Here is a 25,056-nt window from a genome sequence, read left to right as displayed (position 1 = left end):
TTTCTGGTGTGGAACTCTAAACCTGTTCTGAGGGAGCCCTGGACTCGCTGCCGTGACTTACGCCACGGGCACTACTTTGCCCTAGTTTGGATGTCCTGTCAAAGCTTTGTACTGACATACTTACAACGAGACGTGGCTATGAAAATCCACATATCCGCCCCGCACGGAGGGGCTACTTTTTGGGCACAGCCAGCTCGCCGGTGACATACTGCGCACGGCCAAATCCAAAGGACCAGTCAACCGCAGTGTTCTCCACGTAGCCGATGAACACGTCCTCCCCCGCAGTGCCGGCCTCGGCAAGCTTTTCCGCCACTGCAGCGAACAGCCGCTGCTTCGCCTCCTGGGACCGGCCGCCCTGCGTGAAGATCTGGATCATCACCACATCCCGGGTCCGCTCAAACCCCAGGCCGGCATCCTGGGCAAAAATCTGCCCCTCGGTATGCTCGCTGAGGATGTGGAAGTAGTCCCGCTCGGGGATGGCGTACTCAGCGATGATGGCATCATGGATTCCCCTGCTGAGCTGCTGCAGCTCCCCGCGGCTGCGTCCTTCATTTACGTCAATGCGCACAAGCGGCATGTTTCGCTCCGTTCAAAGTTTGTACTGACATACTAACAAAGGGGGTGAGCCAGAAACAAGGCCAAAAGGCTTGAAAGGGAAGCGCGTCGCGCCTACTCTTAAACAACCGAAAGGTTGATAAACGAGAAGATTGATAAGGAGGGCCCTGATGAGCTCCGAAAGCGCGGCCTTGGACTCGGCCTTTATGGCCCTGGCCGATCCCGTGCGGCGGAGCATCATCGCCCGGCTCAGCCGGGGTGCGGCCACCGTGAACGAATTGGCAGAACCGTTCGAGATCTCCAAGCAGGCGGTCTCGAAACATATCCAGGTACTCGAGCAGGCGGGACTGGTCACCAGGACCAGGGATGCGCAGCGCCGGCCCGTCCACCTGAACCCGGCGCGGCTTGAGGCGCTGACCGCCTGGATCGACCAGTACAGGCTGGTACGCGAAGGGCAGTTCCGGAACCTCGACGCCGTACTTAGATCACATGCTGCGTCTGGCAGCGACTAATCTCCAAGGAGTCATCATGAGCAATTCCCTGAAACTCAGCGTTCCTGAGGGCGTCCCCTTCATCGACTATGAGCGCGAGTTCGATTTCCCGGTGGCGGACGTCTTCCGTGCCCACAAGGAACCTGACCTGATCGTCCAGTGGCTGGGCCCGCGGGGCTACAAGATGGAGATCGACCATTACGACTTCCGCACCGGCGGCAGCTACAGCTACCTGCACACGGGACCGGAGGGGGTGCCGTACGAGTTCAAGGGCATCTTCCACACCGTCCGCGACAACGACTTTGCCATCCAAACCTTTGAGTTTGGCGGCTACCCGGACATCGTCAGCCTGGAATTCATGACGTTCGAGGACCTCGGCAACGGGCGGACCCGGCTGCGGGGCCACTCCGTTTATCCCAGCCAGGAGGCGCGCGACGGGATGGCACAGTCCGGAATGGAAGGCGGCATGAGCGAGGGCTACGAGCGGCTGGACGAACTCCTCAGCGGCGCCAAGGTCTGAAGCAAAAAAGTACGACGACGACACGCCGCCCTTGCAGCGCTTGAGTTTTAGCGGTCGTTGCAACACCCATAGATTTTGGGAGTTGCAACGACCGTGCCGTATTTAAGCGATGTTCCAGCGGAGTCCCGGAAGTACGCGAGATCGACTGTTCAGCAGAGGGAAGAGTTCTTCCAGGTTTTTGACCGACTCGGAAGTGCGACATCAGCCGCGGCAGAACTGGGTTTGAACCGGAACAGCTGCTATCAGTGGCTCCGCAGGGCTGGCCTCACTTCCGGGAACACCGCATCAACCCGCCAGGCAGCCAGAACCAAATACACATCCGAACAGAAACGTGAGTTCTTGTCCGTTCTCGAGCGGGAAGGGAGTGTGACTGTTGCCGCAGCTGAGATCAGCCTGAATGTAAACACTGCGTTCCGCTGGGCCCGCGAGGCGGGCATTTCCAGCCGGCCGGTGAGTCATCGCAGGCGAGTGGAGTACCTGCGCTTACGGGACCAAGGACTGAGCCGGCGCGATGCGGTCAAGGCCCTGGGCGTTCCCCGCAGCAGTGCACGGGAGTGGGAGCTTGGGGTGAGGAAATCTGGCGGTCGACGCATTTATCCAGGTGGACAGAGAATGCATTACAACCATGATGTGGATTCTTCAACACTTCCTGCCGTCCCCGGCAAAAGGCAGCAGACCCGGTCGGTATCGATCTCGGTGCTTGAACGGGCCATTGACCCGAGGTTTCTGTCGCTGCAAGAACGCGAGACCATCCGGGACCTGAACGGCGCTGGGGCCTCGCTGCGTTCAATCGCGGCAGTGTTGCAGCGATCGCCGTCGACCGTTAGCCGGGAAATCGCCCGTAACGGCCACCCGGGTGTTGGCTACCAGCCGTATGCGGCGCAACGTCAAGCTGCCTCACGCCGCGCCCGGCCCAAAACCGGGAAACTCGCTGGTGAATCGGATCTGAGCAACTACGTGAAGGAGAAACTGCTCCTACGCTGGTCTCCAGAGCAGATCAGCCACACGCTGGTCGAAGATTTCCCCGAACTGCCGGAGATGCGTGTGTGCCCAGAGACGATCTATCAAGCCCTCTACGTCCAGGCCAGAGGGGGGCTCAAACGCGAAATTCAGGCGGCCCTGCGCACCGGCCGGACCCGCCGCAAACCCCATAACACCGGCGAACAGCGCATCTCCCGCTTCGCCGACCCCATGGTCATGATCTCCGAACGACCGCCCGAGGTCGAGGACCGCGCCGTACCCGGCCACTGGGAAGGCGACCTGATCACCGGCACACTAAACCAGTCCGCCATCGCAACCTGGTCGAACGCACCACCCGGTACGTGATGCTCGTCCACCTGCCAAATGACCACACCGCCGAAACCGTCCGTGACGGCCTCGTCCGGACCATCAGTTCCCTTCCAGCGCACCTGCGCGGCTCACTGACCTGGGACCAAGGCGCCGAAATGGCCGGACACCGATCCTTCACCATGGCCACCGACATGCCCGTCTACTTCTGCGACCCCGCCAGCCCCTGGCAACGCGGCTCGAATGAAAACACCAACGGGCTACTGCGCCAGTACTTCCCTAAAGGCACCGACCTGTCCGCCTACGGCACTGAAGACCTCGAACACGTCGCCCAGGAACTCAACGGCCGCCCACGCAAAACGCTCGGCTGGAAGACCCCAGCCGAGCGTTTACGTGATTTACTACTAACCACCTAACCAGCAGGTGTTGCAACGACCCCTAGAAACCGCCGCGGAGGCGGCCTGCCGTCGTCGTACTTGACAGAAAAAAGCGGGGCAACCTGCCGTCCCGAAGGCCGGCAGGTTGCCCCGCTTTACAGCTGTACTGCTTCGCAGCCTAGAGGGCTGCGTAAACCTCGCGCAGCAGCTTGGCGGTTTCGGACGGCGTCTTGCCGACCTTCACGCCAGCGGCTTCAAGGGCTTCCTTCTTGGCCTGGGCGGTTCCGGCGGAACCGGAGACGATGGCGCCGGCGTGGCCCATGGTCTTGCCCTCGGGAGCGGTGAAGCCGGCAACATAGCCAACCACGGGCTTGGTGACGTTGGCCTTGATGAAGTCGGCTGCGCGCTCTTCGGCGTCGCCACCGATCTCACCGATCATGACGATGGCCTTGGTCTCGGGGTCAGCCTCGAACGCCGCCAGGGCGTCGATGTGCGTGGTGCCGATGATGGGGTCGCCGCCGATGCCGATCGCGGTGGAGAAGCCCAGGTCGCGCAGTTCGTACATCATCTGGTAGGTCAGGGTGCCCGACTTGGAAACCAGGCCGATGGGGCCCTTGCCGGTGATGTTGGCAGGGGTGATGCCCACCAGGGATTCGCCGGGGGTGATGATGCCGGGGCAGTTCGGCCCGATGATGCGGGTGACCTGGTTGCCGTCGGCGTCGACCTTGGACTGGGCCAGCGCCCAGAACTCGGCGGAGTCCTGGACCGGAACGCCTTCGGTGATGACGACGACAAGGCCGATGCCCGCCTCGATGGCTTCAACCACTGCGGCTTTGGTGAATGCCGGCGGCACGAAGACGATGGAGACGTCGGCACCGGTTTCCGCCATGGCTTCCTTCACGGTGCCAAAGACGGTGATTTCCTTGTCCCCGTGCAGGACGGTGGTGCCGGCCTTGCGGGCGTTGACGCCGCCAACGATGTTGGTGCCCGCCTTGAGCATCAGGGCGGTGTGCTTGGTGCCTTCGCCGCCGGTGATGCCCTGGACGATGACCTTGGAGTCCTTGTTCAGATAGATAGACATGGTGCGTCCCTTTACTTAGCTGCGTTGGCGAGCTCGGCTGCCTTGTCGGCGCCCTCGTCCATGGTGGCGGCCAGGGTTACCAGCGGGTGGTTGGCCTCGTTCAGGATGCGGCGGCCTTCCTCGACGTTGTTTCCGTCGAGGCGGACTACCAGCGGCTTGTTCGCGGAGTGGCCCAGTTCGGCCAGCGCGCCAACAATGCCCTTGGCCACGGCGTCACAGGCGGTGATGCCGCCGAAGACGTTCACGAAGACGGACTTGACCTGCTCATCACCGAGGATGACGTCCAGTCCGGCGGCCATGACCTCTGCGGATGCTCCGCCGCCGATGTCCAGGAAGTTGGCGGGCTTCACGTTGCCGTGGTTCTCGCCGGCGTAGGCGACGACGTCCAGGGTGGACATCACCAGGCCTGCACCGTTGCCGATGATGCCTACTTCACCGTCCAGCTTGACGTAGTTGAGGTCCTGCGCTTTTGCCTTGGCCTCAAGCGGGTCAGCAGCGTCTTTGTCCTCGAGGAGGGCGTGCTTGGCGTGGCGGAACTCGGCGTTCTCGTCGAGGGAGACCTTGCCGTCGAGGGCTACGATTTCGCCGGCGCCGGTCTTGACGAGCGGGTTGACCTCCACCAGGGTGGCGTCTTCCTTCTTGAAGACGTCCCAGAGCTTGAGGATCACAGCGGCGACCTTGCCGCGCAGTTCCTCAGCGAAGCCTGCGGCTGCGACGATTTCGTCTGCCTTTGCCTGGTCGATTCCCACTGCGGGGTCGATGGCGATCTTGGCGAGCGCCTCGGGGCGTTCGACGGCGAGCTGTTCGATTTCCATGCCGCCCTCAACCGAGCACATGGCCAGGTAGTTGCGGTTGGCCCGGTCCAGCAGGACGGAGAAGTAGTACTCCTCGGCAATGTCCGCACCCTGGGCAATCATCACCTTGTTGACGGTGTGGCCCTTGATGTCCATGCCCAGGATGTTGGTGGCGTGTTCAAGTGCCTCATCCGCGGACTTTGCCACCTTGACGCCGCCGGCCTTGCCGCGGCCGCCAGCCTTGACCTGTGCCTTAACGACAGTAACGCCGCCGATTTTCTCGGCAGCTGCCTTTGCTTCTTCTGGGGTGTACGCCACGATGCCAGCAAGCACGGGTACACCGTGCGCCTCGAACATATCGCGCGCCTGGTATTCAAACAGGTCCACGGTTTAGTGTCCTTCTACGTCGAAGTAGTTTCTGTACAGTCGGACACCATCGCAAGACGATGACCGGGCTGCGGAATTGCACGCACCGGCGGCCTGTTGGAAACGAGCCACGCGGCGTGATGCTCCATTGGGAACTCTAGTCCTTTGAAGGGACCGGCCCGTCCCAGAGTACCCCTTATGTGAGTAAGGACACTATTCTATGAAGCGTAGAAAAACCGCGGAATTACGGGGTTTTTGAGGCCCCTGCCGTGGCCGCCGGGGCGGTTTCGGCCGGCCTTGGGATCAGTTCGTAATGATCCGGTGACACGAAGAAACCGACGCCGGCAGAGACGTTTCCGCACGCTACGCCGCCGTTGTAGGCAGAGCAGCGCAGCCCGTTGCGTTCGAGGTTTTTCCCGCCTGCCAGGACCTGCAGCTGCGCCAGCGGTCCTGCCTTGCTGCCTCGGGGGCCGTACGCTGCCTCCATTTGTGTGACGCCGGAACGGCACTCGCCGTAGGTTGCGGTGTCAGGCGTCAGCAGGGCAACCCCGCCCAGGTAGCCGAGGTCCGTTCCGGCACAGTTGTCTTTGACGTCGTCCGTCTGCGGCTTGGGGTACCTTGCCAATTCGCAGTGGGCCACCGGCACGATGGCCAGTTTGTTGTTTTCGCTGTCGCCGAAGCTGTTCTGCTCATACGGGAGGTTGATGTGCGGCCCCCTGGCTGCCGTGAGGGAGCACGCCACTGTCCGGTCCTCCGTGATGAACGAGAGGACGCCATCAGCTCCGCCGGAGAAGTCCTCCGGGTCAGCCAGGGCTGCCTGCTCCAACTGTTCCATGGGTGGCAGCGGCGGCGGGGCCACATACCCGGGGTCCTCCACCGTCACAGCACACCCGGTGGCGCCGAGCAGGAACAGGGCGGCGAGTGTCCCCCACATGGTCCGTCGCATGGGCTCCATTATGCTTCACACCGGCGGCCGCCTGGAGCCAGGAACATTTTCGACGACTTCTGCTGCTGCCTGTGCCGGGTCCTGCCGTGCGAAGTCCTCCCGCATCTGCTGGGCGCGGTTCTTCCACTGCGGGTCGGCCAGGATGGAACGCACGGCCGCGCGGATCTTCTCCGGCGTGGGAGCCTCGCTCCGGAGGTTGATGCCGGCTCCGGCATGCTCCACCCTTGCGTTGACGTCGCTCTTGCCTTCATTGATGCCAGACACCACCAGCGGGACGCCCGCGGAAAGGGCAAGCTGCACCCCGCCGAAACCGCCGTTGGTGATAAAGACATCCGTGGAGTCAAACACCGCGGCAAAATCCACGTAGTCCCGGATGTGGATATGCGGTTGGGGGTAGCGCGCACGCAGTTCCGCGGACTTCCTGCCGCCTGTTGCCACAATGACCAGTGCATCCATGTCCTTGAGCGCCTCCAACGCGGGAATGATGAGCTTGTTCTGGTCCGTGTTATCCAGTGTGCCCTGGGTGACCACAATGGTCCTTTGATATCCCTCCGGCAGCTCTTCCCGGTCTCCAGCGCCGGGACGCCGGTATGGCAGGAGCGCCCCGACATATCTCACCTTCGGGTTCCTGTTGCGGCGCGGAAAATCAAGGGACTCGGTGCCGGCCTGGATGACGGCATCCGAGCACCGGTAGGCATCGTCGGTGAGCCTGGCCCCCTTGGGCACCTCTTGGCCATAGAAGCTGTGCTGGCGCCGGTAACTTTTGTGGGCCGGACGGAGAATGACTTTGTCCGACAACAGCCCGGCGGTGCCCTGCAGAGCCTTCTCGGCAGGGTTCCGCGGCGGCCGGAAGCCGAAGAAGAGCGGTGGCACCAGCGGATCGCTTTCCATGTTGGGGATCACCACTACATTGACCACCGGCTTGTCCAGCAAGTGCGCAACAAGCCGTTGGATGAACATGGAGTGGTCCACTACCAGGGCATCGAAGGGGAATTCCTGGTCCAGCTCCCGGATGTCCTCAAAGAGGTTGCTGATGTTGCTGGCGAAGATCTTTTCACCGTCAAAACCGATGGCCTTGGGTCCCTTGAGTTTCGCCCGTTCCGGATACAGATCAAAGAGGTTGTCGGCGCGGTGTTCAATGGCCCGCTTGAAGGGAAAGAAGGGAATCCCGAGGTCCTGGAGCTTGCCGGCGAACACCGGGCCCGTGTACCAGCGGACGTCATGGCCGCGCTGTTTCAGCTTCATGGCCACTCCGGTCATCGGATTGAAGTGGCCGTCAATTGCCTGGCTCGCGAACAGGATGTTCATGGTCCCACTCCGACTTCGGATGCGGTTGCTGGGGAAGGGTTCCTGAACTGTAGTACCGAGGGCGGAGACGGGCAAGCGCCCCGTTCCGGTTTTTAGGCGCTGAGTTTCGTCAAGGGCGCGTACCGCAGGAGCAGCCGCTTCTCGCCGACGTCGAACTTCACCTTGGCCACTGTCTTGTCTCCCGCTCCCTCAAGCGCCAGGACTGTTCCGTTGCCGAAGCTGGTGTGGTTGACCTTGTCCCCCACGCTGACTGCCACAATTTCCTTCTGCGGCTGCACCCTGTTTCGGGCGATGGCGGCGGGAACATCGGCATTGAACCCGGCCGAGGCATCCGCCGACGCGCCGCGCGCAGTCCCGGCGCCCCAGAAGGACCCGCTGTAGCGGCTGGAGCCAATGGAACCGCTGCTCCCCCAGCCGCCCTGCCTGCTGGTTCCTTCGCGCTTCCATTCCAGGAGCTCGGCGGGAATCTCTTCGAGGAACTGGCTGGCCGGGTTGTACTGGCTCTGTCCCCACATGCTGCGGACCTCGGAGCGGGTGACGTAGAGCCGTTTCCGCGCGCGGGTGAGCCCTACATAGGCAAGCCGGCGTTCCTCGGCCAGTTCCTTGGGATCGGTGGCTGAGCGCTGGTGTGGAAACAGTCCGTGCTCCATGCCGGTCAGGAACACCACCGGGAACTCCAGGCCTTTCGCGGTGTGCAGTGTCATCAGGGTCACCACTCCAAGCCGCTTGGCCTCGGCGACGGCAGCATCAATGTCCGCCCCGGGTGCGTCGGGGATCTGGTCAGCGTCTGCCACCAGGGAAACCTGCTCGAGGAACGCTTCGAGTGTCCCTTCCGGGTTCTCCTGCTCGTACTCACGCACCACGGCAACGAGTTCGGCCAGGTTTTCCACCCGGGATTCGTCCTGGGGGTCGGTGCTTGCGCGCAGGGCAGCGAGGTAGCCGGTCTGCTCCAAGACTGCCTCCAGCGCCGCCGCCGCGCCCGAACCAGCAGCCACCTCGGCCAGGTCATCCAGCAGCTTCACAAAGCCGAGGACGGCATTGACGGACCGGGTTGCCATTCCGGGAGCCTGGTCTGCCCGGCGCGCAGCAGCCATGAAGGAGGTACGCTCACGCTGGGCCAGCGCCGCTACGGCACCTTCGGCCCGGTCCCCGATGCCCCTCTTTGGTTCGTTAAGCACCCGCCGCAGGTTGACGTCGTCGTCGGGGTTGACCAGGACGCGCAGGTAGGCGAGGGCATCCTTGATCTCCTTGCGCTCGTAGAACCGCGTGCCGCCCACAACCTTGTAGGGCAGGCCCACACGCACCAAAACGTCTTCGATGGAGCGGGACTGGGCGTTGGTGCGGTAGAAAATGGCCACATCGCCGGGCCGGAGGTTGTCCTCGTCCTGCAGGCGGTCGATCTCCTTGGCAATGAACTGGGCTTCGTCGTGCTCGTTCTCGCCGACGTAGCCGATGATCTTGTGGCCGTCACCCTCGGCCGTCCACAGCCGTTTCTCGGGACGGTTGGGATTCCTTGAGATGACGGAGTTGGCTGCGTTGAGAATGTTCTGGGTGGAACGGTAGTTCTGCTCCAGCTTGATGGTGCGGGCCTCGGGGTAGTCCTTTTCGAACTCGACGATATTGCGGATGTCGGCGCCGCGGAACGCGTAGATGGACTGATCGGAATCACCCACCACCGTCAGCTCTGACGCACCTGGTCCTTCCCCCACGATTTCCCGGACCAGCGCGTACTGGGCATGGTTGGTGTCCTGGTACTCGTCCACAAGCACGTGCCTGAAGCGGCGGCGGTAGGACTCGGCGAGTGCGGGAAAAGCACGGAACATGTAGACGGTTTCCGCGATGAGATCGTCAAAGTCCATGGCGTTCGCCTGCCGCAGCCGCTGGGTATAGCCCTTGAAGACGTCGGCGACGGCCTGCTCAAAGGGATCGTTATAGTTCGCCGCAGAGGCGTACGAGTCAGCATCAATGAGTTCGTTCTTCAGCGCCGAGATCTTGTGCTGGATGGCCTTGGGCGCGAACTTCTTGGGGTCCAGGTCCAGGGCTTTCGATACCTGGGTGACCAGGCGGAGCGAGTCCGCGGAGTCGTAGATGGAAAAGTTCGACTTCAAGCCAACATTGGCCGCCTCCTGCCGGAGGATACGGACGCAGGATGAGTGGAAGGTGGAGATCCACATGATCTTGGCACGTCCACCCACGAGCTTTTCGATGCGTTCCCGCATTTCCGCGGCGGCCTTGTTCGTGAAGGTGATGGCCAGGATTTCGCCGTGGTGGGCCCGTCCGGTGGCAATGAGGTAGGCGATCCTGTTGCTCAGCACGCGGGTTTTGCCCGAACCGGCGCCGGCCACGATCAGCAGCGCCGGACCGACGTGTTTGACTGCCTCTTCCTGCTGGGGGTTCAGCCCCTCCAGCAGCTGGGCCGCATCCGGCCGCCGACTGCCGTGGTGCTGGCCTTCCGCCTGGGGCCGATCTTCACCATTCTGGCCACCGGGCAGCCCCGGACGCTGCAGGTTCTCCCAGGGCGCGGCACCGCCAGGACCAGCCGCCGTAGCGCCTTCAGGGCGCGACTTGGTGCGGGCAGCCGTTGCGGAAGCGGCCTTGAACGGTCCGTCAGAGTACGGGTCAAACAACATATCCATGGTGCCTACAAGTCTAGGCGGTGGGGCCGACACCCGGTTCCAGGCTGTGGATTACAAGGCTTTATCCACATAGCGCTGAGGAGTGCGTGCCGAGTGCGGCACGGGCTGGAAGGCTCGGCGTATGGAAGCGGAAACGACGGCGGCGGCCCGGATGGATGCCGAAGCGGGCAAGCAGACGGGGGCAGGTCTGGCAACAGAGTCGGGTCTACAGACGGGCTCCGGCCCGGACGCGGGAGGCCTCCCTGGGCCTTGTGTTGCTGATGTCCTTGCGTTGCTGGCTGCTGTTCCCGTCGTCAAGGATGGTCCGGGAAAGATCAGCCAGATACGGGAATTCGAGGACGTGAAGTCCGCGGTTGCCGCGAAGCAGGCACGGATCGCAGTGGCCTACGATCACGACGTGCGGCAGGAACAGGCCGCCGCCGGCGTCCCTGCCGCTGACCGGGGTGCGGGTGTGGGGGCCGAGATAGCGCTGGCGCGTCGGGAGTCCCCGGCCCGTGGAGGCAGGCTCCTGGGCCTTGCCAGGGCACTGGCCACCGAGATGCCGCGGACCTTGGCCGCTTTGGAGTCCGGGCAGCTGAACGAATGGCGCGCCACCCTCGTGGTGAAGGAAACCGCCTGCCTGTCCGCCGAGGACCGGTGCGCCGTGGACGAGGAACTCGCCGCCGATACAGGGTCCATGGCCGGTGCCGGGGACCGGGCCGTGACCGCGGCCGCCCGGGCCGCGGCGTACCGGCGGGACCCGTCCTCGGTCGCACAGCGGGCATCCCGGGCCGCCAACGAGCGGACCGTGACGCTGCGCCCGGCACCGGACACCATGACCCGCCTGACCGCCCTGCTTCCGGTCGCCCAGGGCGTTGCCGCCTACGCGGCCCTGACCCGGCACGCTGACACCGTCCGAGCCACCGGAGACGGCCGGGCCTCCGGAGACGGCCGGGCCACCGGTGACAGCCGGGGCACTGGGAACGGCCGGGGCAAGGGCCAGATCATGGCCGACCGCCTGGTTGAGTGCCTCACCGGGACCCCGGCCGGGATCACCGGCATCGACATCCAGCTCGTCATGACCGACCGCACCCTCCTCCAAGGCGACAGCGAACCAGCCCGCCTCACCGGCTACGGCACCGTCCCCGCCCAATGGGCACGGAAAGCAGTGCTCGGCGCAGTGGCCGGGCCGGAGTCTGCCGGCCCCGGGGCGGCTGGTCCGGCAACTGATTCCGGGTCCGCGGGCAGCGCGGAGAATACCGAACTTCAGGTCTGGCTGCGCCGGCTCTACACAACGCCAGCGGAGGGCGAACTGGTCGCGATGGACTCCAAGGCCCGGCTCTTCCCGCCAGGACTTCGCCGCTTCCTCCAGGTCCGGGACGACACCTGCCGCACGCCCTACTGCGACGCCCCGATCCGCCACCACGACCACATCATCCCCTGGCACACCAACGGACCCACCACCAGCCACAACGGCCAAGGCCTCTGCGAAGCCTGCAACCACACCAAAGAAAACCCCGGCTGGACCGCCCGGCCAGTCACCCAACCAGGGCAGCGCCACTCAGTCGAACTCCGAACACCCACCGGCCACACCTACCACTCCACCGCACCACCACTGCCCGGAACCGCACAGTTCCCCAGGCCCAAGCAGCCGGCTGTCCTCGTCCTTGGCCACGTCGCACCGCCTAAGCCCTTGGTCCCTGCCGCGGCTGGACCCTAGGCCACGGAGCCCGACTGGAGGGCTGCACGGAGCTCGCGTACCGCCGTCGTGCCCCCAGCCATGAACCATTCCAGGCCGTTGACGCGCACGGTGTCCACAGCGCCGCCGGCGGCCCGCACAATCGCCTTGCCGGGCAGCCAGTCCCATTCCGGGCAGCTGTGCTGGAACCAGCAACCGATCTGTCCGTCCGCCACCCGGCCAAGGTCACAGGAGCCGGAGCCGAGCATCCGCAGTGCTGCGGCCGACGTCGCTGCCGCATGCCAGGGCATGGCGCAGAGCGGGTCCATCAACCAGCTGGGGTGGATGTAGGTGGCCGCCCCCAGCTCGGCAACGGCGGTGGCGTTCCGCTCACCCTTGTTGTCCTGAAACACCGTCAGCGGTTCACCGTTCAGGCTGGCGGGGTGCACCCGCCCGCCCAGCCAGAGCTTGTCCTCCTCCGGCTGGAAGATGGCGCCGAGCACAACGTCGGACTGGTCTTTCAGGGCGATGGCCGAGCACCAGTACGTGGACCCGTGCAGGAAGTTGTAGGTGCCGTCCACGGGATCAATCACCCACGTCCGGCCGCTGCTCCCCTGCACCGACGCGCCTTCCTCACCCAGGATGCCGTCCTGGGGCCGGCAGCGCTGCAGCTGCTCCAGCACATAGGCTTCGGCGGCGTGGTCGGCCGCGGTCACCACGTCCGAAATGGACGTCTTTTGCCGCGACTGCAGCCCTGCCATCCGCATGAGGAGCGCCAACTGGCCGGCCTCCCGCACCAAGGCTGCTGCAAGCTGGTAGTCGTCAAGTGAAGGGTCAAGTTCAACAGCGCTGTGCCTGCCAATGGTCATGGCATCAGTTTATGGGGCGCGATAATGGTGCCATGGCCAAGACACCTGCCCAGCGGATCAAGAAGCACGGTTCCAAGGCGGCGGTACCCCAGCACCACCTCCCGCCCGTGGTGAACCCCACCACGGCCCGTACCCCGCAAAAAGCCCAAACCAACAGCAACCTCATCCTCATCGCGGGCGTGGTGGCCAGCCTGTTCCTCTTCTGGTACCTCCACCTGCTGACCCTGGACCAGCTCCGGCAGCTCTCCGGCGGCCTGGCCATGCCGGACTCGCTCATTGGCGGTTTCGACCACGCCTACATCAGCACCCTGCACGCCGCCATGGACGGTGACGCCCGGGGGCAGCTCAACTACGTGCACAAGACGGCGGGCACCCTGTTTCCGCTGATCTTCGGGTTCAGCTGGCTGCTGCTGATCGGGACCAACACAGCCCGGAAGGCGCTCCGCTGGGCCCTCTGGGCCATCCCGCTGCTCTTCGTCGTGGTGCGGCTCTGGGGCAACGTGGCCATCGACGGCGTGCTGGCCTCGGACACGGCCGACGCCGGCCAGGTGGCACTTGCATCCGGACTGACCGTTTCCGGCTGGGTCCTGCTGGTCCTCAGCCTCCTCGCGGGCGCCGCCGCAGTCATCCTCGGTTCCCGGAAGCCGAAGGCCGCTAGCTGACCGCGGCCGCGGCGCGGGCCCGGACCTCCTTGCGGTGCCGGTGCACCCGGTGCGCGATCACCAGGCCCGCGGTGGCCATGCCCACCGTGACGGGATAGCCCATCAGCCGCTCCAGGGTGCCGGGCTCCGGCACCTCCATGCGCGTCAGTCCGCCGGTCACCAAAGCAGCGGACGAAACAGCACCGCAGGCGAGGATGAACCAGGCGAAAGCTGTTTTCCGCAGCCAAAGGATGCCCAGGAGCAGCAGGGCAGCCGCCCCGGCAAGGAAGTACACCACGGCGCCCACGAGATGCCAGTTGGAGCCGGCGTCCTCGGGGACCAGCCCCACGATCACAGTCCCTGCCCCGGCGGCCCCGGTCAGGATCCGCACCCACGCGGCCGCCAGCCAGGGCCTCCGCCGCGGCTGAACCCGCAGGTCCGCCCGGGCCGCGACGCACAGCAGCCCGGAAGTCAGCAGAACAGCACCCAGCAGCATCCCCAGCCCCTGGACCACGAACGAGGCGTTCATCAGCCAGTTGAGCGGGGAACACACCTGGCGGCCGTCATAGACGCCGCAGTTCAGCGCACCCAGGTCGCTGATATAGCCAGTCCGGAGGTCGTAGGCCGTGGGTCCTGCCCAGGCCCCGATCACTGCGGCCTCGGCCGCGAAGTACTGCAGCACGCTCAGCACCGACCACGCGCCAATGTATTGCCGTGTGGACGTAGTGTCCGGAATGAAGGCGACGGCGGGGGCTGCGGACGGCGCTGAACTCATGCCTTGAGCGTAGTACGGCCCAGCACCTTGTATGCTTGTATCCGTGTCCGGCCGGACTGGCCCGCCGATCCTACGGACGCAAGCCCTCGTAGCTCAGTGGATAGAGCACGGCTCTCCTAAAGCCGGTGTCGTTGGTTCGATTCCAATCGAGGGCACTTGAACTATCCTTCCCCGGGGTTCCAGCTCCGCGCCTACCTCCTTGGCACCAGCCGGCCCAATGGGCCCGGACACGTTGGTGCCGAGGACCTTGGCGCAGCAAAGGTGGGGCTGTGGACCGTCCAGCGGGACCTGCTGGACCGCGCCGGAGGCATCCGCGGCACCTTTTCCGGCGTCGTGCATTTTGTTCCCACGGACGACGCCGGCCTGTCCCTGCGCGAAGAAGGCACCATGCGCTGGCCATCCTTTACAGGGCCCGCCTCCCGCGAATACCTGCTGAAAAGCACAGCCCGCCCGGATGCACTGGACGTCTTTTTCCCGGACGGCCGCCCTTTCCACAGCATGAGCTTCACTCCGGAAGCCAACCTCGACAAGCACTGGTGCGATCCCGATACCTACCGCGTCGCCTACACGTACGGGGACGCCGACCGGTTCAGCTACATCTGGGACGTGCAGGGGCCAAAGAAGGACCTGCTCTTGTCCTCCCTCCTGGTCCGGATGCGCGGCGATGCCGCATGAAGGACCGCATTGTGGTCTCCGCTGTCTGCGTGTTCGACGACGCCGCCCGGCTCCTCACGGTGAGGAAGCGTGGCACAGCCATGTTCATGCACCCGGGCGGCAAGCCGGAGGCCGGCGAATCAGCCGTCCAGGCGGCAGCCCGGGAGCTGGCTGAAGAGGTTGGGATCGTCCTCGATCCCGGCGAACTGCAGCTGATGGGCGTCTGGATTGCGGATGCCGCGAACGAGGCCGCCACGGATATCGAGGCAACCGTTTTCCTGGCGCCGGGCACGTGGACGGCCCGTCCCTCCGCGGAAATCGAAGAAATCCGCTGGCTGGACCTGGCTGCCCTTGCCAGCGGCGCAGAACCCGGCGAAGACTTGGCACCGCTGCTGACGGACCACATCCTGCCGGAACTCGCCGCCAGGCCCGGCGGAGCTCCTTTGGGAGCCTAGAACTCCGGAACTGCTTCCTGGACCACGGCGGTGGCTTCGGCGAACTGCGTCCGGTACAGGTCCGCGTACCGCCCTTCGGCAGCAAGCAGTTCGGCGTGTGTTCCGCCTTCCACGATCCGGCCGCCCTCCACCACCAGGATCGCGTCCGCGGCGCGGACGGTGGACAGGCGGTGCGCAATCACGACGGCGGTGCGCCCCTCGAGCGCGGCACCGAGGGCTGCCTGCACGGCGGCTTCGTTGGTGGAATCCAGAGCGGCCGTTGCCTCATCGAGGATGACCACCCGTGGCTGGGCGATCAGGAGCCTCGCGATGGTGAGTCGCTGCCGTTCACCGCCGGAAAGCCGGTAGCCGCGCTCCCCCACCACGGTGTCCAGCCCGTCCGGCAGGGAGCGGATCATGGTTTCCAGCCTGGCCTGCCGGATGGCTTCCCACATGTCCGCTTCCGTGGCGTCCGGCCTGGCCAGCCGGAGGTTGGAGGCGATGGATTCGTGGAAGAGGTGGCCGTCCTGGGTGACCATGCCCAGGGTTTCCCGCATGGAGTCGAAGGTCAGGTCGCGGACATCCACCCCTGTTCCTGGCCTCCCGCCGCCAAAACGGATGGCACCGGAATCAACGTCGTAAAGCCGGGCCAGCAGTTGCGCGATGGTGGATTTGCCGGCACCCGAAGAGCCCACCAGCGCCACCGTCTGTCCGGGTTCAACCCGGAAGCTGACCCCATGCAGGACTTCTTCCCCGCCGCGGGTGTCCAGGGTGGAAACGTCCTCGAGGGAGGCCAGCGAGACCTTGTCCGCCGATGGATAGGAGAACCGGACGTCGTCAAACTCCACGGAGAGCGGGCCGCGTGGCGATTCCACAGCATCCGGCTTCTGGCGGATGAGCGGCTTGAGGTCCAGGATTTCGAAGACGCGCTCGAAGCTGACCAGGGCACTCATGATTTCCACACGTGCGTTGGAGAGTGCGGTGAGCGGGGCGTAAAGGCGGGTGAGCAGCAAAGCGAGCACAACGACGTCGCCCGCGGCCAGCTGCCCTTCCAGCGCCAGCCAACCGCCCAGGCCGTAGACCAAGGCCAGGGCCAGGGCGGAGACCAGGGTCAGGGCCGTGACGAAGGTGAACTGGAGCATCGCCGTGCGGACACCGATGTCCCGCACCCGCCCGGCCCGGAGTGCGAACTCCCGGGACTCCTCGTCCGGGCGCCCGAAGAGCTTCACCAAGGTGGCGCCGGGGGCGGAAAAACGCTCAGTCATCTGCGTGCCCATGGTGGCGTTGTGCTCGGCGGCCTCACGGCGCAACTCGGCCAGCCTGGAGCCCATCCGGCGGGCGGGGATGAGGAAGATCGGAAGCAGGATCATCGCCAGCACAGTCACGAGCCAGGACTTGTTCAGCATCACAACAAGGGTGAGGGCCAGCGCCACCACATTGCTGACCACGCCGGAGAGCGTGCCGGCAAAGGCGGACTGGGCCCCGATCACATCGTTGTTAAGCCGGCTCACCAGCGCACCGGTCCGGGTCCGGGTGAAGAAGGCGATAGGCATCTTCTGCACGTGGTCGAACACCTTGGTGCGCAGGTCCAGGATCACGCCCTCGCCAATCGAAGCGGACAACCACCGCGTTACGAGACCCAGCCCTGCCTCGGCCACAGCCACGATCGCAATCAGTATTGCGAGCCAGGCCACCGTTCCGGCGTCCGTCTTGGCGATGATCGCGTCCACCACCTGGCCGGCGAGCACCGGTGTTGCCACGGCCAGGACTGCCATCACGATGGACAGCAGCACGAAGGCAACCAGCCGGCCGCGGTGCGGCCGCGCGAAACCAAACACCCGTTTGAGGAGCTCCTTCGAGAACGGCTTGGATCCGCTGGAGGCGCGGGTGATGTTGTAGAGGGAGCTCCAGGCAACCCTGTCCATACTCATTTTTTGGTGCCTTTCGGGGCGCTGGCGGCCAGCACTTCAGTGACGCGGCCGTTATCCACATTCCAACGTACATCCAGCCGCACGTTTTCCAGCAGCCTCCGGTCGTGGGTCACCAGCAGCAGCGCCCCGTCATAACTTTCCAGGGCCTCCTCCAGCTGCTCGATGGCGGGAAGGTCAAGGTGGTTGGTGGGCTCGTCCAGGACCAGGAGGTTGACGCCGCGGGCCTGGAGCAGCGCGAGCGCAGCCCGGGTCCGCTCGCCCGGCGACAGCGAGTCAACGGTCCGGGAGGTGTGGTCGGCCTTGAGTCCGAATTTGGCGAGCAGGGTGCGGACCTCGGCCGCGGCCATATCCACCAGGACTGCCTCAACGGCGTCTGCCAGGGTCAGCTGGCCGGCCAGCAGCCCGCGGGCCTGGTCAATCTCGCCGATAGCCACGGAGGCGCCCATGGCCGCACTGCCGGAATCGGGCTCGACGGCGCCCAGCAGCAGCCGCAGCAGGGTGGACTTTCCAGCTCCGTTGGGCCCCGTGATGCCAATCCGTTCCCCGGCGTTGAGCTGGAGGTTGACGGGTCCGAGGGTGAAGCCGCCCTGCCGAACCACCGCATCGCGGAGCGTGGCAACCACGGAGCTGGAGCGGGGCGCCTTGCCGATGGAGAACTGCAGCTGCCATTCCTTGCGCGGCTCTTCCACCGCATCCAGCCTTGCGATGCGGGATTCCATCTGCCGCACTTTCTGGGCCTGCTTCTCCGAGGACTCGGTGCTTGCGGCCCGGCGGATCTTGTCATTGTCCGGGCTTTTCTTCATGGCGTTCCGCACGCCCTGGGAGCTCCATTCACGCTGCGTCCGGGCCCGGGAAACGAGGTCCGCTTTTGTGGCGGCAAATTCCTCGTACTTTTCGCGGGCGTGCCGCCGGGCAACGGCGCGTTCCTCCAGGAAGGCGTCATAGCCGCCGTCGTAAACGGCCACGGCATTCTGCGCCAGGTCCAGTTCCACCACCGTGGTAACGCAGCGGGCCAGGAACTCGCGGTCGTGGCTCACCAGCACGGCCCCGCCCCGCAGGCCTTTGACGAAGTCCTCGAGCTTGGCGAGGCCCTCCAGGTCGAGGTCATTGGTGGGTTCGTCCAGCAGCACCACGTCGAACCGGCTCAGGAGCAGCGCAGCCAGCGCCACGCGGGCGGCCTGCCCGCCGGAAAGGCCGGTCATGGCCGCGTCCGGCCCGGTCTCCAGCCCCAGGTCCGCCAGTACGGCGGGAAGCCGGTCGTCCAGGTCGGCTGCACCGGAAGCCATCCACCGGTCGAAAGCGAGCGCATAGGCGTCATCTGCTCCCGGGGCACCTGCTCCGAGCGCTTCCGCCGTCGCTTCCATCTCGGCCGTGGCCTGCGCGCATCCCGTGCGGCGGGCAACGTATTCCGCAACCGTTTCGCCCGGCACCCGTTCATGCTCCTGCGGAAGCCACCCCACAAAGGCATCGGCAGGGGCAAGGCTGACCGAGCCGTCCTGCGGCTCGTCCACGCCTGCCAGGAGACGGAGCAGCGTCGATTTCCCGGCTCCATTGGCGCCCACCACTCCCACAACGTCCCCGGGGGCGACGGTCAGGGAAAGCCCGGAGAAAAGCTGCCGGTGGTCATGACCGCCGGAGACGTCCTTGGCTACAAGGGTTGCAGTCATGTGATCCATCCTTTCGCCGCTGCGTCCGCAGCGGGTTTCCTGCCCAAAAACCGGCCGGCGGGACCATGCCGATTGCCCGGGAGGAAGGCGCGCGGGCCGCAGGACATAAAAGAACCCGCTGGTCCGGACTTGGGGGGTGTACGGACCAACGGGCTCGACCATCAAGCATAGTCGAAAGGGCGGCCCGGGTAAAATTGGGCTGCCGCGGGCAGGCTAAAATCGACGAAACACCCGTTCTGCAGAGAGCCCTCCATGACCATCCCCGCCAAGGCGTTCCAGCGCTGGCTGCAAGGCATTGCGCCGGATGCCAGTACGGCAGATGTCTGCAGGATCTCCGGAATCAAGCGGACAACGCTCGCCCAGCAGCTGGTCCGCGGGAAAGTCGCGGTGGGCACTGTGGTCAGCATCAGCCGCGCCTACGGCGTCAATCCTGTTGCGGCCCTGGCCACCTTCGAGGCCTACCGGGACCTGGCCGGCCCCCAGCCCCTGCCCACCCGCTCCGAACTGGTGAGCCAGATTTCCACGGCGGACCTCCTGAGGGCACTGCTGTCCCGGCCGGCGATGGAGGCCGCCGCCCCGGGGAAGGAACCGCCGCCGCTTTCCGCTGCCCCGCACTCCACCTCGGTCAAGAACTGGGTTGATGCAATCGACGACGGCGAGGTGCGGCACCGCGTCTCGGCTGCCACCGGGGTTGCGCCCCAGAACTACTCCGCCCAGCTGACGGCGAACCGGCTGTCCCCCGAACTGGCCATCGCCACGTCCCTCGCCGCCGGAGTCGGACCCACCGGCGGGCTGGTGGCCACCGGCCTCATCACGGAGGAAGAAGCCGGGTGGCCGGCCGGCGCCCGGCAGGGCGCCTTGGACAGCCTGTCCGACGGCGACCTCACCGCCTTGGCGGGCGACAGGCTCCAGGCACTGGGCAAGGTGCTGCGGCGCCAGGAGCAGGACCAGGCGCAGACCGAAAAGATCTGGGAGAACCTGGGATGATCGAAATTCTTCAGTGGTCCACTCTTGCCACCTGCGCCCTCGTTGCGGCTGCCCGGATCCCCAGCGCCCTGCGCGGCGAGAACAGGTCCCTCTTCTACATCTTCGCCCTGATGACTGCGGCAATCCTCCTGAGCATCGAGGCGCCGTACGTGGCCATCGACCAGGCGCTGGGCGGCATCAACCTTGCCAACCTGCTGCTGCGCTTCATCATCTTCGCCGCCATCTATTTCATCGGGATACGCGTCACGCGCGGCTTCGGCGCTGAAGGTGCCCACCGGCTCATCACGGGGAAGGCGGGCATGGTTGTGCTGGCGGCCGTTTCCCTGGTGATGACGGTGGTGTTCTTCATGATGGACACCACCGGCTCTTCGGCAGGACTATCGGCACTATCGGAAAAAAGCGGGTACAACGCCATACTGGCGCAGTACTACGGCGCCGCCGGCCGCGCCTACCCGGCGTATGTGGGCCTCGTCCTGCTGCCCGCCATGGTGCGGGCCGTCCGGAGCCGGTTGCCCGTGTTGGTGCGGGTGGCGGCCGGCCTCCTTGCCCTGGGCGGCGTGGCGATCGGCCTCAGCCTGCTGTTTCCCCTGGTGCCTCCCGGGTGGGCCGCCATCATGTTCGTGGTCAACTACACGGCTGTGCTGTGTTACCTGGTGGGGCTGGCGCTGATCTGGGCCGCCCGGGTGCGCAGCGGCAAGCCTTTGTCCAGCAAAAGGACATATACCGAAAAGTAACAAGGCTTGCTTTCACAAAATCATTAGAATGTGAAACAATCATGAATGTGTGAAGGTGGAGCGCGAAGCGTTTTCGAACGGGGATAAATTCTTGAACGCGAGCGCTCCGGGGGCCTACGCACGCATTGGGGGGATGAGTGGTGGCGGGACGTTGGGGACCGCCCCCACTCAGCCTATTTAAGGCCCTTTTTGCCGGGCCCAGGCCCCTACTGCTTTGGCTTACTCCTTGGCGGCGGGCTGACTTTGCCGCTGCCTGCCGGCCTTGCCGCTTCAGCTCACTTTGCCGCTGGGCCGGACGCCCGGGACACCCTGAGAGTCACCAGCTGGAACGGCCGCAAAACCAGATCCGCACCGTCCTGGCGCGTTTCCACTCCGGGGGCCGGGACTGGGCGCTCCAGCAGGTCGACGGCAGTGACGCGCCGCACCGGGAAGTTCGCCATAAGTTTTCCCGCAGAGCGCTCGCCCAGCGACTCGTACAGTCGGACCACCACATCGCCGGACCCGTCCTCCGCCAGCTTTACGGCTTCAATGACCAAAGCGGGGTTCGTTATGGAGAAGAGCGGTTCCACAGGTGTTGCGCCGCGGACCAGCCGGGGAACGAGGTTGGTGCGGTAGCCTTCCTCCACAGCATCGGCAATGCCGGCACCGGGACGGATGGTGACGGTAAGTTCATGCAGCCCGTGGTCGGCGTCGGGATCCGGGTACTTCGGGGCGCGCAGCAGTGAGAGCCGCACGGTAGTGGTGGTGCCGCCGTCGGAATCCCTGATGTTCCGCATGACGTCGTGCCCGTAGGTGGAGGAGTTGGAAATGGCCACGCCATATCCGGGCTCGGCCACGTGGATCCATCGGTGTGCGCAGATTTCGAACTTGGCCGTTTCCCATGAGGTGTTGGTGTGGGTGGGCCGGAAGACGTGGCCGAACTGCGTCTCGGCGGCGGACCTGTCCGCACGGACATCCAGTGCGAAACCCAGCTTGAGCAGTTTTTCGCGTTCCTGCCAGTCCACGGAGGTGGTGATTGACAGGGACGGGCTGCCGGCCGCAAGGCTGATGTACTGCGTAACGGCGGATGTACCGGCAAGCCGCTCTACGGTTACAGTCGCCGCTGCCCCTTCCCGGTTCAACTGCAGGGATGTGGCCTGCGTCAGCGCCGTGACGTTGCGCCTGTAGAACTCGTCGATGTCCCAGGCGTCCCATTCGTTGGGCGTGTCCCGGTGCAGTTCCAGGAGGTTGCCGCGCTGGCCCGGGGCAATAGCTTCGCGGCCGGTGGCATGGTCTACGAGCGAGGCGAGGAGCCCGTTACCGTCCAGCACCGCGCGGATGACGCCGTTGTCCAGGATGTAGCCGCCGTCATGGGCCTTGGCGTGGACCTGTTCCGCCGGCAGCGCCGGTTCGCCCGCAGCCAGCGCGGGCACGCCGGCCCTGGCATGCGGCGCCGCGTTCAACAGGAACGTGCGTTCGCCGCTGCCAAGCACGGCGGCGGCAGCCTGGCTGATAATGGCATCAAGGGCTTCACCGATTGCCTGGTAGTTGCGCTCGGCATCCTGATGTACCCAGGCAATGGAGCTGCCCGGCAGGATGTCGTGGAACTGCTGGAGCAGCACCAGTTGCCAGAGCCGCTTGAGCTCGGCGGCCGGGTAGGCGTAGGCGCCGCCGGTACGGACGGCGGCCGTGGTGCACCACAGTTCCGCCTCCCGCAGCAGGTGCTCACTGCGCCTGTTGCCCTTCTTGGTCCTGGCCTGGCTGGTGTAGGTCCCGCGGTGCAGTTCGAGGTACATCTCGCCTACCCAGACGGGCAGGACGGGGTAGTCCTCCTCCGCCTGCCGGAAAAAGCTTTCGGCTGAGCCGATCCGGACCTTGGGCGAGCCCTCGAGGTTGGCGGTGCGGGCCGCTGCTGCCAGCATTTCCCGCGTTGGTCCGCCGCCGCCGTCGCCGTAGCCGAACGGCACCAGGGACACGGTGCCGCGCCCATGGTCGCGGTAGTTCCGTTCCGCGTGGGCCAGTTCACGGCCGGTCAGCTCCGAGTTGTAGGTGTCCACCGGCGGGAAGTGGGTGAAGAGCCGGGTGCCGTCGATGCCCTCCCAGTTGAAGGTGTGGTGGGGAAACTTGTTGGTTTGGTTCCAGGAGATCTTTTGGGTCAGGAACCAGCGGCTGCCCGCGGATTTGACGATCTGCGGCAGCGCGGCGGAATAGCCAAATGAATCAGGCAGCCAGGCCTCGTGGCATTCAATGCCGAATTCCGCCATGAAGAAGCTTTTGCCCTCCACGAACTGGCGCGCCATGGCCTCGCCGCCGGGCATGTTGGTGTCCGATTCGACCCACATGCCGCCTACGGGGATGAACTGGCCTGAGCGGACCTTCTCGCGGATGCGGCTGAACAACTCGGGGTAGAGCTCCTTTATCCAGGCCAGCTGCTGGGCTGAGGAGCAGGAGAACACAAAGTCCGGATGTTCATCCATCAGGGACACCACGTTGGAGAATGTCCGGGCACACTTGCGGACAGTCTCACGCACCGGCCAGAGCCAGGCGGAGTCGATGTGCGCGTGGCCGGTAGCCACCAACTGGTGCGCGGAGGCGTAGGCCGGCCGGGCCAGTACTTCGGCAAGCGCTTCCCGTCCTGCTGCCGCGGTGCCGGCAACATCGTCCGGGTCCATAACGTCCATCATGCGTTCCAGGGCCCGGAGGATCTCATGCCGCCGGGGCAGTTCCAGGGGCAGTTCAGCCATCAGGCCCGAAAGCGTCCAAATATCCTGCTGGAGTTCCCAGACCGCCTGGTTCAGTTCAGCAATGGCAATGGTCCCCAGCCGGTACTGTGGCGCTGTCCCGGCCGTGGATTTGTCGCCGTACGGCATGGGGGCAAAGGTCCAGCCCTGCGCCACGTCCGGGTTCGCAGCGGCCTCGACGTAGAAGTCCACCGCCATCCCGCCGCCCAGCAGCTTCAGCGGTATGTACTGGTTCCTGGGCGAGACCGCCTTGATGATGGTGCCGTCCGGGCGCCACGCCATGCCTTCGCACTGGAAGCCGGGAATTTCGATCGTGAAACCCAGGTCCACCAACACTTCAACGGTGGTGTCGGGGTCGGTGCCCCATGATTCCGGGACCTCGCCCTGGAGCCGGAGCCATTTGGTCCCCCAAGGTTTCCCCCATGGGGCCCCGTGCTCCTGTGGCTGGAAGTCCTGTCGCATTGCCTCCAGCGCGGGGACAGGCTCATCGGGCGCGTCCCAGCTGCTCAGGGTAAGGGGAATGCTCCGGCTGTAGACCGCCGGGCTAATCCGCTCACGCACGAACCTTTGGAGGCGGACTTCCGTTATCCGGCGGTCGTCATGCAATGTGGGCCCTCTTTAGCGCTTGGGACTGGACGATGCTGTCCATTCGATGGATAAATCTACCCGCTGGTAGCCCGTTTACCAACCCTTTCGGAAAACGCATCCCGGACAGTGTCCTGCGCGCAAACCAAGCCTATGACGGCGGCGCCGCAGCCACCGGCCGCCGGATTCTTCCGTCACCGGCGTAGATGTTGAGGCTTGTTCCCCTGCTGAAACCGGCGAGGGTGACTCCGCTGGCCTCGGCGAGTTCGACTGCAAGGCTCGAGGGCGCACTGACCGCCGCGAGGACGGGGATTCCGGCAAGTGCGGCTTTCTGGACCAGTTCGAAGGATGCCCGGCCGGAAACCTGGAGCACGGTGCCGCGCAGCGGGAGCAGACCTTCGCGGAGGGCCCACCCCACAACCTTGTCCACCGCGTTGTGCCGCCCCACGTCCTCGCGTAGGCAGAGAAGCTGCGCGCCGCCGTCGTCCCCTATCTTGAAGAGCCCGGCGGCATGGACGCCGCCAGTGTCGTCAAAAAGGCGCTGGGACTCCCGGAGGATGTCCGGAAGCGAGGCCAGGACCTCCGCGGAGATATTCAGGGGATCCCCGGCGGGGCTGAAGTGAGAGGACTTCCGGACGGACTCTATGGAATCCGTCCCGCAGATGCCGCAGGAGCTGGAGGTGTAGACGTGCCGGCCGATGGACGGAAGCTCCACGCCAGGCCGCAGCTGGGCCTCCACGACGTTGAAGGTCTGCACTCCGTTTTCGTCTTCCCCGGCGCAAAAGCGCAGCGAAACGAGCTGCCCGGACTCCCAGATCACGCCCTCGGACACCAGGAATCCCGCCACCAGGTCGAAGTCGTCCCCTGGGGTGCGCATGGTGACCGAGAAGGACAGGCTTCCCAGCCGGATTTCCAGCGGCTCTTCCACCGCCAGGACGTCCTCCCGGTACCGGACCGGGAACTCAAGGGCATTCGGGGAGCCGTCCAGCACATACTTGTGCACCTTGCGGCGCTGGGTCACGCGTCCCATATCCCACCGTT

Annotated in this window: 20 protein-coding genes, 1 tRNA gene and 1 pseudogene; 10 read left to right on the top strand and 12 right to left on the bottom strand. The window is 65.2% G+C overall.

The genetic code is table 11. The annotated features are described in order from the left end of the window. Positions 1–172: 172 nt before the first annotated feature. A complete protein-coding gene (locus KTR40_RS04070; RefSeq protein WP_228405334.1) occupies positions 173–577 on the bottom strand; it encodes a tautomerase family protein in 405 nt (134 codons plus the stop codon). A gap of 148 nt (positions 578–725) precedes the next feature. On the opposite strand from KTR40_RS04070, the gene KTR40_RS04065 reads away from it, so the two are divergent. From KTR40_RS04065 to KTR40_RS04055, 3 genes and pseudogenes are all read left to right on the top strand, one after another. Further along, positions 726–1,067 (top strand): helix-turn-helix transcriptional regulator, encoded by a 342-nt coding sequence (locus KTR40_RS04065; RefSeq protein ID WP_139028171.1) that lies wholly within the window; start codon positions 726–728, stop codon positions 1,065–1,067. A 16-nt stretch (positions 1,068–1,083) separates the two neighbouring features. Then, entirely contained in the window at positions 1,084–1,566 is a 483-nt protein-coding gene (locus KTR40_RS04060) for an SRPBCC family protein (protein WP_228405333.1), read from the top strand. Positions 1,567–2,064: 498 nt separating this feature from the next. After that, positions 2,065–3,269, top strand: a pseudogene (locus tag KTR40_RS04055) (IS30 family transposase). Between the two features lie 139 nt (positions 3,270–3,408). Here the strand turns inward: KTR40_RS04055 and sucD are convergent. The 5 genes from sucD to pcrA form a co-directional block, all read right to left on the bottom strand. Then, positions 3,409–4,311: a succinate--CoA ligase subunit alpha gene (gene sucD / locus KTR40_RS04050; protein WP_013599990.1), complete on the bottom strand. Its 903-nt coding sequence runs from the start codon at positions 4,309–4,311 to the stop codon at positions 3,409–3,411. An 11-nt stretch (positions 4,312–4,322) separates the two neighbouring features. Next, entirely contained in the window at positions 4,323–5,492 is a 1,170-nt protein-coding gene (sucC, locus tag KTR40_RS04045; RefSeq protein ID WP_228405332.1) for an ADP-forming succinate--CoA ligase subunit beta, read from the bottom strand. A gap of 223 nt (positions 5,493–5,715) precedes the next feature. Then, positions 5,716–6,426, bottom strand: a complete 711-nt coding sequence (locus tag KTR40_RS04040; RefSeq protein ID WP_228405331.1) for a hypothetical protein — start codon at positions 6,424–6,426, stop codon at positions 5,716–5,718. Between the two features lie 6 nt (positions 6,427–6,432). Further along, a complete protein-coding gene (locus tag KTR40_RS04035) occupies positions 6,433–7,725 on the bottom strand; it encodes a glycosyltransferase (protein WP_228405330.1) in 1,293 nt (430 codons plus the stop codon). Between the two features lie 92 nt (positions 7,726–7,817). After that, a complete protein-coding gene (pcrA, locus tag KTR40_RS04030) occupies positions 7,818–10,361 on the bottom strand; it encodes a DNA helicase PcrA (protein ID WP_139028163.1) in 2,544 nt (847 codons plus the stop codon). Between the two features lie 151 nt (positions 10,362–10,512). Between pcrA and KTR40_RS04025 the strand changes: the two genes are divergently transcribed. Further along, on the top strand, positions 10,513–12,060 hold the full coding sequence (locus KTR40_RS04025; protein WP_228406017.1) for an HNH endonuclease signature motif containing protein: 1,548 nt from the start codon (positions 10,513–10,515) through the stop codon (positions 12,058–12,060). Here KTR40_RS04025 and KTR40_RS04020 read toward each other — a convergent pair. Continuing rightward, entirely contained in the window at positions 12,057–12,887 is an 831-nt protein-coding gene (locus KTR40_RS04020; protein WP_228405329.1) for an inositol monophosphatase family protein, read from the bottom strand. The two genes, KTR40_RS04025 and KTR40_RS04020, sit on opposite strands and share 4 nt — an antisense overlap. Before the next feature lie 32 nt (positions 12,888–12,919). On the opposite strand from KTR40_RS04020, the gene KTR40_RS04015 reads away from it, so the two are divergent. Then, positions 12,920–13,549, top strand: coding sequence for a hypothetical protein (locus tag KTR40_RS04015; RefSeq protein WP_228405328.1), 630 nt, complete (start codon positions 12,920–12,922; stop codon positions 13,547–13,549). On the opposite strand, the gene KTR40_RS04010 is transcribed toward KTR40_RS04015, so the two are convergent. Further along, positions 13,542–14,303: a DUF998 domain-containing protein gene (locus KTR40_RS04010; protein WP_139028160.1), complete on the bottom strand. Its 762-nt coding sequence runs from the start codon at positions 14,301–14,303 to the stop codon at positions 13,542–13,544. The two genes, KTR40_RS04015 and KTR40_RS04010, sit on opposite strands and share 8 nt — an antisense overlap. Positions 14,304–14,385: 82 nt before the next feature. On the opposite strand from KTR40_RS04010, the gene KTR40_RS04005 reads away from it, so the two are divergent. The 3 genes from KTR40_RS04005 (at position 14,386) to KTR40_RS03995 (ending at position 15,412) form a co-directional block, all read left to right on the top strand. After that, positions 14,386–14,458: transfer RNA gene (locus tag KTR40_RS04005), tRNA-Arg, on the top strand. A 1-nt stretch (position 14,459) separates the two neighbouring features. Further along, entirely contained in the window at positions 14,460–14,978 is a 519-nt protein-coding gene (locus KTR40_RS04000; RefSeq protein WP_228405327.1) for a DUF6314 family protein, read from the top strand. Continuing rightward, complete coding sequence (locus tag KTR40_RS03995; protein ID WP_228405326.1) at positions 14,975–15,412, top strand: NUDIX domain-containing protein; 438 nt, start codon at positions 14,975–14,977, stop codon at positions 15,410–15,412. Before KTR40_RS04000 ends, KTR40_RS03995 begins: the two co-directional genes overlap by 4 nt. Here KTR40_RS03995 and KTR40_RS03990 read toward each other — a convergent pair. Continuing rightward, complete coding sequence (locus tag KTR40_RS03990; protein ID WP_228405325.1) at positions 15,409–17,322, bottom strand: ABC transporter ATP-binding protein; 1,914 nt, start codon at positions 17,320–17,322, stop codon at positions 15,409–15,411. The genes KTR40_RS03995 and KTR40_RS03990 overlap by 4 nt on opposite strands. Then, positions 17,319–18,989, bottom strand: a complete 1,671-nt coding sequence (locus tag KTR40_RS03985; RefSeq protein ID WP_228405324.1) for an ABC-F family ATP-binding cassette domain-containing protein — start codon at positions 18,987–18,989, stop codon at positions 17,319–17,321. Before KTR40_RS03985 ends, KTR40_RS03990 begins: the two co-directional genes overlap by 4 nt. Before the next feature lie 252 nt (positions 18,990–19,241). Here KTR40_RS03985 and KTR40_RS03980 point away from each other — a divergent pair, with 252 nt between their 5' ends. Further along, positions 19,242–19,976, top strand: coding sequence for a hypothetical protein (locus KTR40_RS03980; protein WP_139028156.1), 735 nt, complete (start codon positions 19,242–19,244; stop codon positions 19,974–19,976). Then, positions 19,973–20,710, top strand: a complete 738-nt coding sequence (locus KTR40_RS03975; protein WP_228405323.1) for a hypothetical protein — start codon at positions 19,973–19,975, stop codon at positions 20,708–20,710. The genes KTR40_RS03980 and KTR40_RS03975 overlap by 4 nt, the downstream gene beginning before the upstream one ends. Positions 20,711–20,985: 275 nt before the next feature. On the opposite strand, the gene KTR40_RS03970 is transcribed toward KTR40_RS03975, so the two are convergent. Both KTR40_RS03970 and fdhD read right to left on the bottom strand, forming a co-directional pair. Then, positions 20,986–24,036, bottom strand: coding sequence for a glycoside hydrolase family 38 C-terminal domain-containing protein (locus KTR40_RS03970; RefSeq protein WP_228405322.1), 3,051 nt, complete (start codon positions 24,034–24,036; stop codon positions 20,986–20,988). 130 nt (positions 24,037–24,166) lie between these two features. Next, positions 24,167–25,045 (bottom strand): formate dehydrogenase accessory sulfurtransferase FdhD, encoded by an 879-nt coding sequence (fdhD, locus tag KTR40_RS03965; RefSeq protein WP_139028153.1) that lies wholly within the window; start codon positions 25,043–25,045, stop codon positions 24,167–24,169. Positions 25,046–25,056 lie beyond the last annotated feature (11 nt).

The organism is Pseudarthrobacter sp. L1SW (genome assembly GCF_020809045.1).
Taxonomy (GTDB): domain Bacteria; phylum Actinomycetota; class Actinomycetes; order Actinomycetales; family Micrococcaceae; genus Arthrobacter.
Note: the sequence above shows the minus strand (reverse complement) of the source record. Positions and strands in the feature narration are given on the sequence as shown.